A 15,081-nucleotide genomic window follows, 5' to 3' on the forward strand; every position below is an offset into this window, starting at 1 on the left:
GATGAGCATTCGGTTCACTGCGAAGGCCCGCAGGGGGATGGTCGCGCTGACCGTTGCGGCCGGACTTGCTCTCGGCGTGGCCGGTTGCGGCGGCGGTGGTGACAACGATGACAAGTCGAGTCCGTCGGCGCCCGCATCCAAGGACAGTGGATCCAAGCCGAGTGCTCAGGAGGGACAGGCGAAGACGCCTCTCGCCGAACTCAAGGGCACGGACGGACTGCTCCTGCAGATTACTTCCGCCCAGAGGGACGCTGGCGGCTTCGTCACGGTGAGCGGCAGCCTGAAGAACGATGGAGGGGAGTCGGTGGCCATCCCCGCTCAGACGAGTGGCGACGAGACCGAGGTCATCAAACACGGGCAGTCTCTGGGCGGTGCCACTCTCGTGGACTCCAAGGGCAAGAAGCGCTACTACGTCCTTCGTGACACCGACGGGCGCCCGTTGACGACGACGGGTCTCACAACCCTCGAGGCCGGGCAGAAGCTCCCTGTATTCATGCAGTTCCCTGCCCCGCCGGCCGACACGACTGACGTCGCGGTGCAACTGCCGACCTTCGCCAGCGCCCCCATCAAGATCTCCGGATGAGGCCGGCCATGACCCCACCCGCACCCGACCGGCGCCCCCACGCCTCGCCCTGGTCCTCACCGCCGCCACCCTCATGGTCGCCACGAACATCTACGGCGCCGTCTCGGCCCACGCCGACGAAACCCCCGGCGTCCCCCCTGGCACCGAGGCCTCCCCCTCCGCCCCCGTCGAGGTCGACCCCAACGACCCCGACCTCAAACTCCCCGAGGGCGCCACCCTGGCCTCCGCCAAAGTCCTGGACATCAAGCAGGTCGTAGAAGACCAAAGCGGCGACGAACGCCGAGAAGACACCAACGCCGACGTCAAGTTCGCCCTCCAGGCCGAGGTCCTCTTCGGCAAGGACAGCGCGAAGCTCAGCGCGGAGGCGAAGTCCCGTATCTCCGCGATCGCCGAGGAGATCAAGACACAGAACGCGACAAAGATCCGCGTCTTCGGCTTCACGGACAACCTGGGCTCCTCCGCCCACGGCGACGTCCTGTCCCGGAAGAGGGCCGACGCCGTACAGAACATCCTGGACCAGGAACTGACCGACTCGGACGTCACGTACGAGGTACGCGGCTACGGCGAGCAGTACCCCATCGCGGACAACTCCTCGGAACCCGGCCGCAAGAAGAACCGCCGAGTCGAGGTTTCCTTCCCCAGGTCGGAAAGCTAGGGGGCTGCTGGTTCGCTACTCCTGGTGCCCGGAGGCGAGCCAGCGGTCGTCCTGGAACTCGGCAGGCACGTCGTCCTCCCAGGGGTCGATCCCAAGGCGCTCCAGTTCGTCGAACCATCGGTCCCGCTGCGACTCGGGGAGGCGTCGTCCGCACCAGGGGCAGAAGTTGATGGTGATGCTCGACGTGCCGCCGTCATGAATGATCAGCCCGTACTCCTGGAGCTTGGCGCTGAAGTCGATCAGCCCGTCAGGGCAGGCGGAATCCACCTGACTGGTCATCGTCTCGCAGCAGTGATCGGTCATGACCTCGGCACCTTGTCGATCGGCATCGCGGCCAGAAGCAGCTCAGAGAAGATGATCGGCCTTCCCCGCCTTGATCTCGAGAATCAGCGCGCGCAGGGCATCCCGGCTGTCGGTGAGGTGGTGTTCCTCCTGCCCGGCCACGGCGATGTAGGCGTTACCTTCGGGGTCGGTGCCTATGCGGAAGCAGTTGTTGCCTTCGCCGCAGTACGGGTCTTCCCAGTTGATGCCGGTCACGGTGGCTTCCTTACGGTCAGAGTTCGCGGACGACGCCGCGAATGAGGTCACGCGAGTCCGCCGCCGGCAGTGCCGCGTCGTCCATCCAGTCCAGATGAGCACGGTACTTGGTGAGCTGAGCTTCCGCGCCGGTGAATACCGGCCCGTGTGCGGAGTCCAACTGCACGGTGTCGAGCCGAGGCACAGCTCCGTCGGCGTACAGCAATGCGTGCCCCGCTCCGGGGAAGCCGCCGACGCTCGTTGGAACAACCCGTACGTCGATGGTGTCGTGCTCGGACCGTTCGGCCAAGTGCTCCAGTTGCAGCCGCGTCACCTCCGAGCCGCCGTACGGCATACGCAGGGCCGCTTCGTGGACGTACGCGACATACGGCAGCGGCTCGGGCCGGTCGAAGACGCTCTGACGCTCAATGCGGTGAGCCACACGCAGTTCCACCTCCAGCCGACTCAGAGCGGGAAGCACGGCTGCGAAGACGGCCCGGGCGTACTCCTCGGTCTGCAGCAGTCCCGGTACGTGCATGACCTGCGCGGTTCGCACCCGCGTCGCATGCCACTCCAACTCGGCGATGTCCAGCAGCCCGGCGGGCAGAGTGCCGCGGTGGCGCTCCCACCAGCCCCGCTCCTTGCCCTCGGCCATGGAGACCAGCGCCAGCACGTAAGCCTCGTCCGCACAGGCGTAGTTGCAGGCGAGCGTGCGGATGCGCTCGGCCGAGAACGGGCGGATCCCGGATTCCATGTTGGACAACCGGGTCCGGTCGATGCCCAGCAGCCCGGCGGCGTACTCGGTGGTCGCGCCGGCCGCGAGCCGCATCCTCCGCAACTCGGCCCCCAAGCGCTTCTGCCGCTCCGTCGGCGTACTTCTCGTGGCCATGCCACCCCTTCCAGCCCTGTGGAGGTACCAGTCTGCCGGTGCGCGGCCATCAGGTCCATCAACGATAGGGGTAATTATCTCCAACTGAGTGGACACTGTGACCCTGTCGCCTCTACCGTCGGTGACGGATCGACTACACAACCCTCCGTCAAAACCGGAAGCGCATCACGCGAGCCACCCACTCACTCCTGCCCTGGGAGGGGCGGCCCGCGTCAGGGAGACGAGCCACCCGGCGGAGCCCGATCCACCCCGACAACCAAGGGAGTTGCCATGCCCGCACCCGCGACCACCTGCTCGTCCCCGGCCCACGCCCTCACCTCCGCCCCCACACCCCCGACCCCGAAACTCTCGCCTACAGCCTCACGCTCCCGGCCGCGCTCCAGAGCCCGGCCATCGCCCGCGCAGCGACCCGGACGATCCTGGGAGCCCACGACCTTGGAGACCTGACCGACGCGGCAGTACAGGTTGTGAGCGAACTGGCGTCCTGCGCCTGCCGTTTCACCCCCACCGCAGAGGTCTACGTATCCCTGCGCTACCGGGACTCCGCCCTGCGCGTGATCCTCTACGACGGCCACCCGCGCCACACCAACCCCCGTCTCGCAGCCGCCTGCGACACCCACCGCCGCGCGGCCCTGCGTGTGCTCGCCTGCGTGGTCAGGGCATGCGGTGGCGACTGGGGCTTCGGCGACGCGCGTGAACCAGGCGGCGGTACGCGCATGTGGGCGGTACTGCCACACCAAGGAACCCGCGCCTACCTGTGTGACGTCGGCGTAATGGAGCGCTAGGTGTGGTGTCTCGGCGCCCTGGTTGTGCGAAGTCCTCGAAGGTGAGCGGCTGTGCGTGGCGTCAGCGTGCGAACTTCTCGATGGCCGCTGCGGTGATGGGGGTGAAGAAGTTGACGAGGTTGCCGTCGGGGTCACGGAACAGCAGCGAACGGTTGCCCCAGGGCATCGTGGTGGGCTTGGTGACGAAGTCGGTGACGAAGCCGGTCAGGTTCTGGTGAACGCGGTCCACGTCGCTTGCCTCCGCTCATGCTCAGCGATGACGAGGCGCTGGCCGTGCTGCTCGGCCTGGTCGCCGGCCGCCGAGCAGGGCTGACGACGACGCAGCACACGGCAAACGAGACGGCACCGGCGAAGATCCGGCGGGTACTGCCCAAGCACATCGCCCGCCGGCTCGACACACTCCTGGAAGCTCTCGCCTTCACCGACCAGCCCGGCGAGTGCGACGCCGCGGACGCCGGGCTCCTGCTCACCATCGCCGATGCGGTGCGCCACCGCCGACCGGTCGCGATCCGCTACGCCGACCGCGACGGACGGCGCAGCGAACGCACCCTGCACGCGTACGGGATCGTCGCCCATGCGGGCCGGTGGTACGTCACGGGCGAGGACGCCCAGGTCGGCGAGGACCGAACCTTCCGGCTCGATCGCATCGCGGACGCGCGGACCCAGCCCGGCTCATTCGAAGCGCCCGTGGGTCCAGGTCCGGCACAGCGCGTGTTGTCAGGGTTCGCCACGGCCGGGTACCGGGATGAGGTGACCTTGCGGATCCACGGGACAGTCGAGCAGATCCGCGCCCACCTTCCCGTCGGCATCGCGAGCCTGGAGGAACACGAGCCCGAGCCCGCGGCAGGCCAGGACCCGGCGACCGAGCGCTGGCTGCGCGTCGAGCTGCGGGCGGAGCGGCTCGACTGGTTGCCTCCGGTACTCGCCTCACTCGACCGGCCGTTCGTCATCGAGCGCCCCGATGAACTGCGCGACCTCGTCACCGCGCTCGCCGATCGGCTTGCGTCCTACGCCTGCCAAGTCTGACCGCGCGCACCAATGTCATGAGATGGCACAGCCACGGCTGCCTTTTGGGCCCCGATTTGGGGCCAGAGGCCCATCCCGCCCCGTGCCTCACTTCCTACCCTCGGGCCGTGTCGTAGAGCGAAGGGGCGGGGGACATGGCTGTGTTCGGGGGAGCGCCGGGATCCGAGTCCGCATGGCCGTCGGGACCGGACAGCCGCCGAACCATGCCCGGCTCGCTCGCGGCGGCCCTGGCCCTCACCCACACCCTCTTCGCGATCACGGTGCTCGGCGGCCTGGGCGTCCTGCTCACCGCGGCCTCGTACGACGCCGTGGACGGCGGCGTCCTGGCCCTGACCGCCTACGCGGCCGCCCCCGGCACCCTCGGCTGGTGGCTCGCCCGCCGCACCTGGCAGGGCGGAACCAGAACCCGGGCAGCCCTGATAGCCGTACAGGCGTGGCTGATCCTCGGCGCGACAGCGAACATCACCGACGGCTCACCCCGCGGTTACACCCAACTCTTCCTCCCTGCCCTGACCCTCTACTTCCTCACCCGCAAGGACAGCGCGGACTGGTACCGCCTCCCCGCCCGCGGCCGTGCCGAACGCCGCCCGTTCTCCCTGCCCCGCATGATCCGCTGGCGCGGCGACGAGGGCCAGACGGCAGTGGAGTACGCCGGTCTCATCGCGGTAGTCGCCGCGATCATCACGGCGCTCGTCGTCAGCGGCCTGGGCACCCAGATCTACGGCGGCCTCCAGTCGGCGGTCTGCAAGGTCACGGGCACGGCCTGCCCGCCCCCGACATCCGACGGCGATGGCACGGGCGTCACCTCCGGACGCGACACGGAGAACCAAGAGGGCACAGGGACGGACACCGGCGGCAACGCCGACCAGTCCGAGTCCGAATCCGAGTCCGAAAGCCGGCACACCCCGCAAAGCGAGCCCGAGGACGGCAAGGGCGACAAGGGCGACAAGGGCGACAACGACGGGAACAAGGGCGGCAACGACGGGAACAAGGGCGACGACGGCTGCTTCTCCGGATTCGGCGCCTTCTTCGGCTGCACGGGCGACCAGCTCAAACAAGTCGGCGAAGGCCTCTTCGTGGACGGCATCGGCGGCGAACTCAAGGGCATCTGGGACACGGTCACCAACCCGCTCGACACCCTGGACGGCCTCAAGGACTACGGCGAGGTCATCGCCGACCAGTGGTCGCAGGACGCCAAGGACGCCGGCGACAAATGGTCGAAGGGCGACTACCTCGACGCACTCACCGACTGGGGCGGCGCGACCCTGAACTCGGGCGGGAAGATCCTCGACGACACGTTCATCGGGGAGGAGGTCCGCGACCAGTGGAACAGCGGCAACAAGACCCGCGCCGTCACCGCGGTCGTATGGAACGTCGGCTCCCTCTTCATCCCCGGCTACGGCGAGGCGAAGCTCGTCGGAAAGCTCGGCAAACTGGGCAAGCTGGGAAAACTTGGCGACCTGGGCAAACTCACCGACAAGGCCGTCGACGCGGCTGAGGATGCCAGGAAGGCCGCCAAGGCAGGCGACGTCCAAGGCGCTGAGAAGGCCGCGAAGGAGGCCGACGAGGCGGCGGACGCGGCCGAGAAGAAGGCCCGCGAATCCGGTTGCACCATCGCCGGCCCGGTCCGCAGGACGCCGTACGGCAACACGCCGCATGATCCGGCGCCACTCACCGGCTCCTCCGGCACGGGCACCACGGTCCTGGCCGCCGGCGCGTCAGCCGCCTACGTCGTACGCGCCGAGGACACGGCATACGTCGTGCTCGCCGAGGACGGCTGCGACGAGGAGGCCAAGCAGCAGGCCGCGGAGGCTCGGAAGAAGGCGGACGAAGCAGAGCAGCAGGGGCTCGAGGCCCGGGCCGAGGCGGCGAAGGCCGCTCTGCGGGAGCAGGGCTCCTCCGTGCCCGACGACCAGATCGACGGGCTCGTCGACCGGGCCAAGGACAACCCGGATTCGAGCAAGGCCGAGATCAGCAAGAAAGACGCGGCCGACGCCCTTGACGAGATCACCGACCTGGCGCGCCGCGACAACGTCAACGGCGACGCCGCCGCGGCGCTGCAGGGCAAGGTCGCGAACGCTTCCGACGCCAACAAGCTGGCGGAAGCGCGAGCGGAGGTGAACGCCGTGCGACGCGCCGCCGATGACGTGGCACCTGGCACTCAGGTGGACGCCGGCGTCGGAGGCAAGATGAACCGGAAAGAGGCCGACCTGGGCAACGGGGAGAAGGTGAATCTCGACGAGATCCCTGACGCCGACGTCGTCTACAAGGACAGGAGCGGCACCGTCCATGTCAACGAGGTCAAAAACGCCGGGTCGGCCACGCGCAAGGCGGATTTCGCCAGCCAGGTGGAGCGGCTCCAGAAGTGGGCGACCAAAGAGCCTGGCCGCAAGGCCACCGTGGAGATCGAGACGACGGATCGTTGGACGTCGATCTTCAGCGAATTCAAGCCCGCCCGGAACGGCAAGCCGGCGAAGGACACCCGGACGGCGGCCGGTGAGATGGCGAAGAACGACGTGGACGTCAAGGTGGCGGGCCAGGGCTTGTCAGCCGACCAGCTCGGCAGAATGCAGCGTGCCGTCGACGAACGGACCGCGAACGGCACGATGGACTGGTCGAAGATGAAGGACCCGCAGAGCGCCAAGGCGTACCTGGGCATCGAATGAGATGACGACGGGGACGACACGTTGCTGAGAGGCAGGCATGAGTGAGTCGGGCACGGAGCCGAATGCCGAGGAGATGTGGGATCCGCAGGTTGCGCGGTGGAGCGATCCGGAGGGTGACTACGTCCTGCCGCACGCTCTGCGGTCCTTGCCGGAGCCCTGGGACGAGTGCGACTGGAATCGGATCGCGGAACTGCCTCGTACCGACGAGCGATTGACGCAAGCCCAGCGAGTGGTGACCGTGCTCCTGGACGACCCGGAACTGGCTCCGCATGTGCCGCAGCCGCCGTCGCCCGGTTCGCTGTGGCACGCGTGGGAGGAGTTTCACCAGGCCGTTGGAAAGAGCATGCCCCACACGAGTCAGGTGACATGGTCCGGTGTGGACGAAGTAGTCCGCGCGTGGCGGGATCGACCGCGGTTGTATCCGCTGCAGCTACACGTCGTGCGGCACGTCGAAGCGGCGATGCTGGCCATGATCCCGTCGCTGCGGGACGACATCGCCGACTCGGTGTTCCGCTGGCTGGCACTCGATCCCGGCCCGGGCCGCTTCGCCGCCTGGGCGGTAGGCCTGGCCGAGCGCTGCGTGACCGAGGGCATCGGTGCCGACTCGGCCATCGAACTGCTCGGCGCGATGCGCGGCCCGGAGGCCAGGGCAGCACTGGAGCGCCTGTCGGTGAAGCCGGGCGGCCCGGCAAGCTGGGAGAACGCGGAAGCGGCAGAGAGCACGCTCTTCGACTGGGGCAGTGAAGGAACGAGCCTCTGACTCGGAGGGCCAAGGCCGGGACAGCGTACGGACGGGACTTCGTGATGATCTATGACCTGCTCCTGGTCGGCGCGCCGGTCTCGCCCGCCTCGCTCGCCGAGGCCCTCGCGGAGGCGGTACGGACGGAAGGCGCGGACGTGGACGTGGCCGACCGGGACAGCGACCAGAGCCGACGCGACTGGACCGCACCTGTCCTGTGCGGCTACACCAGACTGCGCGGCGACCTGTCGTTGGCCCTGGATGTCTACGTAGAGGACGCCTTGGTCAACGAGGCACCACCCGAGCCCGAACTCGCGCGACGCCTGGCGACGGCGCTGGGTGTTCGCGTCCTGTACCCAGCCGAGGAGGACCTTCCGCCGTCGGCCTACTGGCTGGCGACCTCTTCGGGACAGTCCGTGCGCGCCCGTCTGCTGTCCTCGGACGACGAACCACCCGTGCACGTGATCGACGCGATCGAGGAGGAGGTCCCCGACCTGCCCCGGGCAACCATCGAGATCCTCCCGGAGATCCTCGACAGAGAGCCCATCCCCACCCCCGTCTCCGACACCCTTCTCGCCACACTCCCCCCAGGCACGGCAGCAACCATCGAAGGCCAGGTGCACCACCACCTCCGCGTGTGGGAAAGACTGACCCGCCGACTCCAGTCCGACTGGGCCCCTACGGGTCACTACCGAGCGGACCTGTATCACCGCGACTTGGAGGCCAGGGCGGCACTCGAACAACTCATCGCGGAACTGGGCAACGCATACGCGGATGCCCTGAGGGCTGCGCTGACCCAACTGGACCAGACATTCACCGACCACACCGACGACTCCACCGGCGCGGACCCCCGGTGGCGAAACCGCATCCCACGCCGCAGGCCCTGGTAAGTAGGGCCCCAACCCTCTGCCTCCCCTCCCGGTGGGATCCGCAGGCACACGGTGGCGCGATCCGGAGGGCGACTACGTCCCGCAGCACAGAGAGTTACTCGTCACTTCGCTGTGGCTTCGGGAGAGCAGGGCCTACCTGATCAGCATCGAGAAGGGCGTTGGCTGGGGCGGACGCCCGCTCCCCGCCGCGGCCTGACCGAGCCGAACCAGCCGAGAGCGTCAGGCCCTCACACCACGCGCGATGCGGTACAGCACGTTCGGACGCAGTGGCCCTTCGGGCGCGGTGGGGTCGTCGAAATCGTCAGCCGGGTCTCGGGTCATGCCGATCCGGCGCATCACTGCTTGGGACCGGAGGTTGGTGGCAGTCGTCACTGCAAGAATCTCGGGGAGTTCAAGGGTCTCGAAGCCGAAGGCCAAGCCGGCCAAGGCGGCCTCGGTGGCATAACCCTTGCCCCAGGCCGAGCGAGCGAGCCTCCAACCGATCTCCACCCCCGTGAACGGCATGCCCTCGTCCACCCGGTCCAAGCCCGCGAAGCCGATGAACTCGCCCGTGGCCTGCACTTGAACCGCCCACCATCCGTAGCCTCGCTGGTCGAACTCGGCCTGGAACTGCGCCACGGAGGCATCGCTCTGTTCACGGGTGAGCAGGTCGCCCAAGTGCTCCCGGACCTCGGGATCAGCGTTCATCGCCGCCCACGGTTCAAGGTCGGAATCTTGCCATCGACGGAGCACGAGGCGATCGGTACGCAGTTCAGCCATGCTGCCCAGCCAACGGGAGCACCGTCGCCAAGGCAATCCGTTTTCGAGAGCACTAGCTCCCACTCACGGCGACCTCCACCCGGGCACCCTCCCGCACCCCCCACTCGCTCATCACGCCGGCCCCCGCCTCCACCACATGCCGCGCCCGCAGCCGAGGCATCCCCAGCCGCCCCGGCGACATGGTCCGCACGGCGATGACGCGAAGGTGCCGATCGAGATAGGCGACATCGATCGGCATGCGCATACGAAAGGTGTGCACGCTGCCGGCGGGGGACAGCAGAATCGCCCCGTCGATGAAGTCCCGCCCCAACAGCCCTTTCGTACGAGCCCGGTACGAGGTCGCGATCTCCAACGGCACACGGACAGACGGCCCCCCACCACCCCCACTCACGACCAACTCCCCGTGCCCGTCCCGCCAACGCCGTCCCATACAGGCCCCCTCCACCGTGCTGTCTGCTACCTGTTGCTCATTCCCCGGCCCTTTGCTGGTTCATGACTGAAACCGCGTTATGCAACCGTTATGACCCATGCCGGTCAGCGAATCGCCGCTTTCTCCTCATACTCCGCGCCAGTTGACAACCTTCACCCTGGTGCGGCCCCACCCTGCTGTATAGCTTTGGTTCGCTCAAGAGAAGCCTCGCCTCTGACCGGGAGCCGACCGTGAACCGCCGCCCCACCCTCCTCGCAGCGCTCACGCTGACCGCCGCCGCGGCTCTGACGCTGTCCGCGTGCGGGAGCGATGACAGCCCCAAGAACAAGGACAACGACAAGATCGCGGGAGCCGACACGGGGGACAAGGCATCCGCCTCACCCTCACCGAGTGCTGCGGACTCGGTCGACCGGCCGAAGACCGAGTTGCCGTCCGACCTCTCCTACACCTTCGACTGGCCCAAGACCGGAGACAAGGAGAAGGACGCGATCCTGGCCGACAGCGAGCAGTCCATCAAGGCTGTGGACCTTGCGATCGTCAACCAGAACGCGCTCGACAAGGCGTACCTCTACTACTACGAGGGCGAGGCCGCCGCAGGGACACAGACGTTCATCCAGGCGTACGTCAAGGCCAAAGCACGTGTCACGGGCGCGTACCGCTTCTACGACCCCGTCGTCAACGTCAGGAGCAAGGGCAGCGGGTCGCTCGTGTACTGCGAAGACCAGAGCAAGGCCTACGACATGTACCTGAAGAACAAGAAGGTCAACAAAACCCCGACGTCCAAGAACAGCTACGTGCTTTACAACACCCTGCTGCAGAAGAACGACAAGGGCGTGTGGGTCATCGAGAAGATCCTTTCCCAGAGGGGGAGCGACAGGTGCCAGCCTTGAGTTCAGCTTCCCGGGCTCTGATGGTGCCCGTTGCCATCGGATCGCTGCTGTTGTGCGGTGCCCCTGCGCAGGCGGACAACGTCATTGGTGGTGGGTCCCAGACGCCACCTCCGAAGAAGGACGTTCACGGCGACTCAGACGGTGGCGGAACTCTGTCTTCCACCGCAGGAGTCGTCGTCTTCGATCGTTCCGACAACGGCTCAGGCCGGGCGGCAGGCCCGGTGACGTCTTCGACGACCTGGACGCCGCCAGCTTGTTACTACGCTCCGAAGTACACGCCCGAGCAACTGCAGAAGTACCTGGAGCCCACTTGGGAGGCCGGCTCGACAGGCTACGAGTGGGACGCCGAGCAACGCGATCGCTATGTCAACGGCCACCCCTACAAGGACTTCAACAAGGACAAGGCCGGAAAGGGCTACTGGTGGGACTTCTACGTCACACCCGGCCGGGAAGGGGACCCGGGGGCGCTGGACTGCGGCAAACCCATCTTCTGGGTGGACGAGAACGACGACCCGCCGGTCGACATCCCACAGGCGATCACCCCCGAGGTCCTCGCACAGCTCGCGTACGCCGAAGTGCGCGTCCCGTCCACGAAGATGGATCTCGCCCCACAGACGAACACAAAGGTGAATCTCCCTACTTGGGCGTGGCTGGATGCGGCGGAGTTCAAGCCTGTATCCGTTACGGCTTCCGTTCCACTCCTGGGTATCCAGGCGACCACAACGGCCGAACCGGTATCGGTGAAGATCGAGCCGGGCACCACCGACGCCGAGACCTACCCGGCCTCAGGCGTGTGCCGGATCCAGAACGGCCGAATCGGTGAGCCGTACGCCAAGGGCAAGGCCAACGAGACCCCGTCCTGCGGAGTGAAGTACCTACGGTCGTCGGGCGATGGTTCGTACCAGCTCAAGGCGACGGTCACCTGGGAGATCCACTGGACCGGTACCGGCGTGGCCGGCGAACAGCGCCTCCCGGACGGCTCGTTCGGCGGGGAGCAGAACGTCGTCGTCCAGGAGATCCAGGCTGTCAATCGCTGACCCGGCCGCAGGCCTGCTCGCGCCCGCTTCGAGTGGTCGGCCCGGCAGTCTCCTGAGCGGGACGGATAGAGTCACTACTCGTGGAAGCGCCAGGTTCGGGGGAGAGGAAAACAGTCCCATGGCGGAACGGTTAGCCGTTGACGGTGACGAGCTTGCGCACTTTATGAAGACGCTGAGGAAATCCACGAGTTCATTGGAGGGTGTGCGCAAGGCGCTGCTGGAAACGAACGTCACCGGGCTCGGCACGGACGACCTGGACTCCGCATGCGAGCACTTCCAGGATGAGTGGCGATACGGGACTGAAGAGATCGGTAAACAGACAGAGGATCTCGCCGACATCATCGGGAAGAGCAAGGACAGCTACTTCGAAGTTGACAAGGCGCTTGAAGAAGCTTTGAAGAAGGCCAGGGAAGGCAAGAGCGGGAGCAACAAGTGACCGCCATCCCGGGAACCGACCGCACAGGCGCGGCGTTGGACCCTCAGTCGCGGGCGGATTACGACAAGCCTCAGGGCCTGAAGTCGGCGCCTTCTATCCCCAACCCGGACTGTCCACACCTGGGATTCAATCCGGTGCCGGGCGATACGGAAACAGTTCGAGCGCTGCACAAGAAGCTGACTGGCTGTGCGAAGGTCCTCGAAGACGCCCACGACTTGGTCACCAGGCTGCTCGACGGCAGCTACTGGAAGGGGGATGCTGCCGTCGCCTTCCGTGAGCAACTCGATGGGGGCCCACTGCCGCTGAACCTGAAGAACGCGGCGCACTCCATCCGCAAGGCCGCGAGGCAGCTCGGCCGTTGGGAGGGAGAACTCGACGATTTCCAGCGTCGAGCCAAGCGTCTCGAGCAGGATGCCAAAGACGCCCAAGACGCCTTGGACACCGCGAAGGGCCGCGCGAGTAAAGCCGAGGACGACCCTGACATGGAGAAGAAGGGCGCTCGCCGAGAAGAGGCGCAGAAGGCGCTGACGCACGCCAACTCTGCCGTGGGCGAAGCTCAGGCTGAACTCGACAAGGTAATCGGCAAGGCCAAGCGGCTTGCCGAGGAGCATGAGGAGAAGGCCAAGTACCGAGCCGACAAGATCCGCGACGCGACGAAGAAGCTTGCTCCACATGAGCCGGGGTGGTTCGACGAGGCGCTCGACTGGCTCGGCGACAACCTGCCGGACATTCTCAGTTTCGTCGCAGGGATCATCGGCCTTGTGGCGATCATCTTTGCCGGCCCCCTGGGGATTGCGATGGTGGCGGCACTGATGCTCACGGCGTCCGCGCTGAGTGCGACCGCACTGGGCCTGAGGCTTTTCGCCAACCCTGAGACCCTGGAGTCCTTGAAGGACGGCTTCCTGAAGGGCGAGTTCGACGCGGACTTCTGGAGCAACCTGGTGTCGGTAGGGGCAGATGCCATGGGGGCTGTCCCGGGCCTTGGAGCCACTGTCGCCGGCGTCAAGGGGACGGTGAGTGCTCTGAGGACCGGGAGCGAAACGCTCTCCCTCGCGCAAAAGGCTGCGCTGTTCGGCACGAAGACCACGGACAGCATGCAGGGTATCGCCAGGCTGGACAACCCTCTGGTGATGCGTGCCGTTCGCGGACTCAGCAACCCGGATGCTGCTGCGAAGACAGTCGCCGTCACATCGGGTCTGGTCGGAGCGGGCACCGGTGGCTTCGGCCTCTACAGCAAGCTGGTGGACGCAGACGATGACGGGATCAAGGACGGTACCGTCGCGGGAATCGACGGTTCACGTCTGATCCTTGACAACGGTGGCATCCTCGACCTCATCCAGTTCGTCCGCTGATTTTTTTCTGCACGGAAAGAGGAAGCCTGTGAACCCGGCAGACTACTCCGTCGCCTGGGACCATCCACCGACTCGGCGGTCCTGGACGGCACACATGTTCATGAACGTCTTCGGGATTTTCGGGTGGATAGCGGCCTGGATCGGCCTGCTGTATGTCTCGGTAGTCTTTCTGTCTCCCGGGTTTGGCTTCCTTTTTGTGCTGCCGCTCATCTATTGCACGTATCGAGCAGTGGTGCAGTTGCGGTACTTTCCACCTGCGCTTCGCATGCGACGCATCATGGGAACGTATCCGTGGCAGGTTCTCCAATGTGTTCCGCATGGGCTGGCAAGTCATCCAGATGTATCCCAAAAGCATTACGGATGGTTCGAATTCCCCAACCCTGCTTATCCCGAACAGCAGCTCGCGCTCGTCTATGCACAGCATCTCCGGACGGAGTGGTGGCATCGCAGGATGGCTCCCCGTGCGAAGCCACAGTTGAAGGAGCAGATCGAGAGTATCTGGTTCGCCGGAGACCCGCGCTTCATCGGCCTCATCGCTGTGGGCGGTCGCGGAGGAACCGGGCCTCGTCACATGCACGTACTTGAACAGTGGGCAGAATCACGGAATGATCAGTGTTTGTCGGACTGGGGTGTGACGGCAGAGGACATCGAGCGCGGTAGACGTGTGGGCGTCTATCCGGCCAATTCCTGATCCCGTGAATGGACACTTCCTGTGGACACCCCAACGATTTCGTTCCACGAATCTTTCAGAGACCCTCACGCGGAACTTTGGTTCGGCGAACCCGCTGGCTACACAGCTCTGCCCGTCGACGCTCTGCTCCCCAGGCCCGACTCTCCGGATGCAGACAAGCTGCGTACATCAGTCGCTCCATTCCTCGATTCGCTGCCCGACGAGATCGTCCGCCAGCGGTTCATCGCACAATTCGCCTCCGGCCAGCGATTACTGGCGACGCTTTGCGATTTCGGTACGGTCCACTGTTCAATCGGCCTGCACCGTGACGATGTGGAGGACAGAGGGGCTGACATCGGCCCGCCGTTGCTCTCCCTCTTCACCATCTCCTGGCGTGACACCAAAGTTGCCCCGCGCGGTGTTACAGCTGCCCGTGCGGTCACAGCCACTGGAAATCATGCCCACATCGAATTTCTGGAACTCCCCTGCGGTCCGGCCGCTTTCAGCGAGACCATACTGACGGCGTCGGCTGACAGTTGCCTTCCGCAGGAGCCGCTGATGCAGATTCACGCCCATCTTCCGCACCCTGACTGCAGGCGCTTGGCCGTTCTCACAGTCAGCACCACGGCTCTGTCTCGCCGCGAGGAGTACCGCGAGATCCTCCGCCAGATCGCCGGGACGGTCAGCTTCGTCAACCCCGCTGACGCAGGGACGAACAAGGAACATCGATGAGCAGGACTAACGGACTTGTGGAGCTG

General features: G+C 66.2%; 17 protein-coding genes and 2 pseudogenes. 13 read left to right on the forward strand and 6 right to left on the reverse strand.

Annotated elements, in window-relative coordinates; all coding sequences use genetic code 11:
- The first annotated feature begins 1 nt into the window (after position 1).
- The gene (locus tag ACQEV8_RS28570) at positions 2-583 is read left to right on the forward strand and encodes a hypothetical protein (RefSeq protein WP_432965847.1); all 582 of its coding nucleotides are present in this window, start codon (positions 2-4) and stop codon (positions 581-583) included.
- A 73-nt stretch (positions 584-656) separates the two neighbouring features.
- A complete protein-coding gene (locus tag ACQEV8_RS28575) occupies positions 657-1,238 on the forward strand; it encodes an OmpA family protein (RefSeq protein WP_432965850.1) in 582 nt (193 codons plus the stop codon).
- A gap of 15 nt (positions 1,239-1,253) precedes the next feature.
- On the opposite strand, the gene ACQEV8_RS28580 is transcribed toward ACQEV8_RS28575, so the two are convergent.
- From ACQEV8_RS28580 to ACQEV8_RS28590, 3 genes are read right to left on the reverse strand one after another with little or no spacing between them, the layout of a single operon-like run.
- Complete coding sequence (locus tag ACQEV8_RS28580; protein ID WP_432965853.1) at positions 1,254-1,541, reverse strand: DUF6980 family protein; 288 nt, start codon at positions 1,539-1,541, stop codon at positions 1,254-1,256.
- Positions 1,542-1,583: 42 nt separating this feature from the next.
- On the reverse strand, positions 1,584-1,775 hold the full coding sequence (locus ACQEV8_RS28585; protein ID WP_432965856.1) for a hypothetical protein: 192 nt from the start codon (positions 1,773-1,775) through the stop codon (positions 1,584-1,586).
- A 16-nt stretch (positions 1,776-1,791) separates the two neighbouring features.
- On the reverse strand, positions 1,792-2,643 hold the full coding sequence (locus tag ACQEV8_RS28590) for a helix-turn-helix domain-containing protein (protein WP_432965859.1): 852 nt from the start codon (positions 2,641-2,643) through the stop codon (positions 1,792-1,794).
- A gap of 467 nt (positions 2,644-3,110) precedes the next feature.
- Between ACQEV8_RS28590 and ACQEV8_RS28595 the strand changes: the two genes are divergently transcribed.
- The gene (locus tag ACQEV8_RS28595; protein ID WP_432965862.1) at positions 3,111-3,428 is read left to right on the forward strand and encodes a hypothetical protein; all 318 of its coding nucleotides are present in this window, start codon (positions 3,111-3,113) and stop codon (positions 3,426-3,428) included.
- Between the two features lie 61 nt (positions 3,429-3,489).
- Here ACQEV8_RS28595 and ACQEV8_RS28600 read toward each other — a convergent pair.
- Positions 3,490-3,660: pseudogene (locus tag ACQEV8_RS28600) on the reverse strand (VOC family protein); the annotation flags it as partial.
- Here ACQEV8_RS28600 and ACQEV8_RS28605 point away from each other — a divergent pair.
- The 4 genes and pseudogenes from ACQEV8_RS28605 to ACQEV8_RS28620 all read left to right on the forward strand — a co-directional run.
- A pseudogene (locus tag ACQEV8_RS28605) lies at positions 3,654-4,454 on the forward strand (helix-turn-helix transcriptional regulator); the annotation flags it as partial. The pseudogenes ACQEV8_RS28600 and ACQEV8_RS28605 overlap by 7 nt on opposite strands.
- 134 nt (positions 4,455-4,588) lie before the next feature.
- Entirely contained in the window at positions 4,589-7,120 is a 2,532-nt protein-coding gene (locus ACQEV8_RS28610) for a hypothetical protein (RefSeq protein ID WP_432965865.1), read from the forward strand.
- Positions 7,121-7,157: 37 nt separating this feature from the next.
- Positions 7,158-7,880 (forward strand): hypothetical protein, encoded by a 723-nt coding sequence (locus ACQEV8_RS28615; RefSeq protein ID WP_432965868.1) that lies wholly within the window; start codon positions 7,158-7,160, stop codon positions 7,878-7,880.
- A gap of 44 nt (positions 7,881-7,924) precedes the next feature.
- Positions 7,925-8,749, forward strand: a complete 825-nt coding sequence (locus tag ACQEV8_RS28620; RefSeq protein ID WP_432973065.1) for a hypothetical protein — start codon at positions 7,925-7,927, stop codon at positions 8,747-8,749.
- 219 nt (positions 8,750-8,968) lie between these two features.
- Here the strand turns inward: ACQEV8_RS28620 and ACQEV8_RS28625 are convergent, their stop codons facing one another.
- The gene (locus ACQEV8_RS28625) at positions 8,969-9,508 is read right to left on the reverse strand and encodes a GNAT family N-acetyltransferase (protein ID WP_432965871.1); all 540 of its coding nucleotides are present in this window, start codon (positions 9,506-9,508) and stop codon (positions 8,969-8,971) included.
- A 52-nt stretch (positions 9,509-9,560) separates the two neighbouring features.
- Complete coding sequence (locus ACQEV8_RS28630) at positions 9,561-9,938, reverse strand: DUF192 domain-containing protein (RefSeq protein WP_432965874.1); 378 nt, start codon at positions 9,936-9,938, stop codon at positions 9,561-9,563.
- 230 nt (positions 9,939-10,168) lie between these two features.
- Between ACQEV8_RS28630 and ACQEV8_RS28635 the strand changes: the two genes are divergently transcribed.
- From ACQEV8_RS28635 to ACQEV8_RS28660, 6 genes are all read left to right on the forward strand, one after another.
- The gene (locus ACQEV8_RS28635; protein WP_432965877.1) at positions 10,169-10,828 is read left to right on the forward strand and encodes a hypothetical protein; all 660 of its coding nucleotides are present in this window, start codon (positions 10,169-10,171) and stop codon (positions 10,826-10,828) included.
- 20 nt (positions 10,829-10,848) lie between these two features.
- Positions 10,849-11,865: a hypothetical protein gene (locus tag ACQEV8_RS28640; RefSeq protein WP_432973068.1), complete on the forward strand. Its 1,017-nt coding sequence runs from the start codon at positions 10,849-10,851 to the stop codon at positions 11,863-11,865.
- Positions 11,866-11,983: 118 nt separating this feature from the next.
- Positions 11,984-12,301 carry a hypothetical protein gene (locus ACQEV8_RS28645; protein ID WP_432965880.1) on the forward strand — a complete coding sequence of 106 codons (318 nt, stop codon included), beginning with the start codon at positions 11,984-11,986 and terminating at the stop codon, positions 12,299-12,301.
- Entirely contained in the window at positions 12,298-13,653 is a 1,356-nt protein-coding gene (locus ACQEV8_RS28650) for a hypothetical protein (protein WP_432965883.1), read from the forward strand. The genes ACQEV8_RS28645 and ACQEV8_RS28650 overlap by 4 nt, the downstream gene beginning before the upstream one ends.
- Positions 13,654-13,747: 94 nt before the next feature.
- Complete coding sequence (locus tag ACQEV8_RS28655; protein ID WP_432965886.1) at positions 13,748-14,344, forward strand: hypothetical protein; 597 nt, start codon at positions 13,748-13,750, stop codon at positions 14,342-14,344.
- Between the two features lie 21 nt (positions 14,345-14,365).
- Positions 14,366-15,055 (forward strand): hypothetical protein, encoded by a 690-nt coding sequence (locus tag ACQEV8_RS28660; RefSeq protein ID WP_432965889.1) that lies wholly within the window; start codon positions 14,366-14,368, stop codon positions 15,053-15,055.
- Positions 15,056-15,081: the final 26 nt, after the last annotated feature.

This window comes from Streptomyces sp. CA-179760, assembly GCF_050937045.1.
GTDB lineage: Bacteria > Actinomycetota > Actinomycetes > Streptomycetales > Streptomycetaceae > Streptomyces.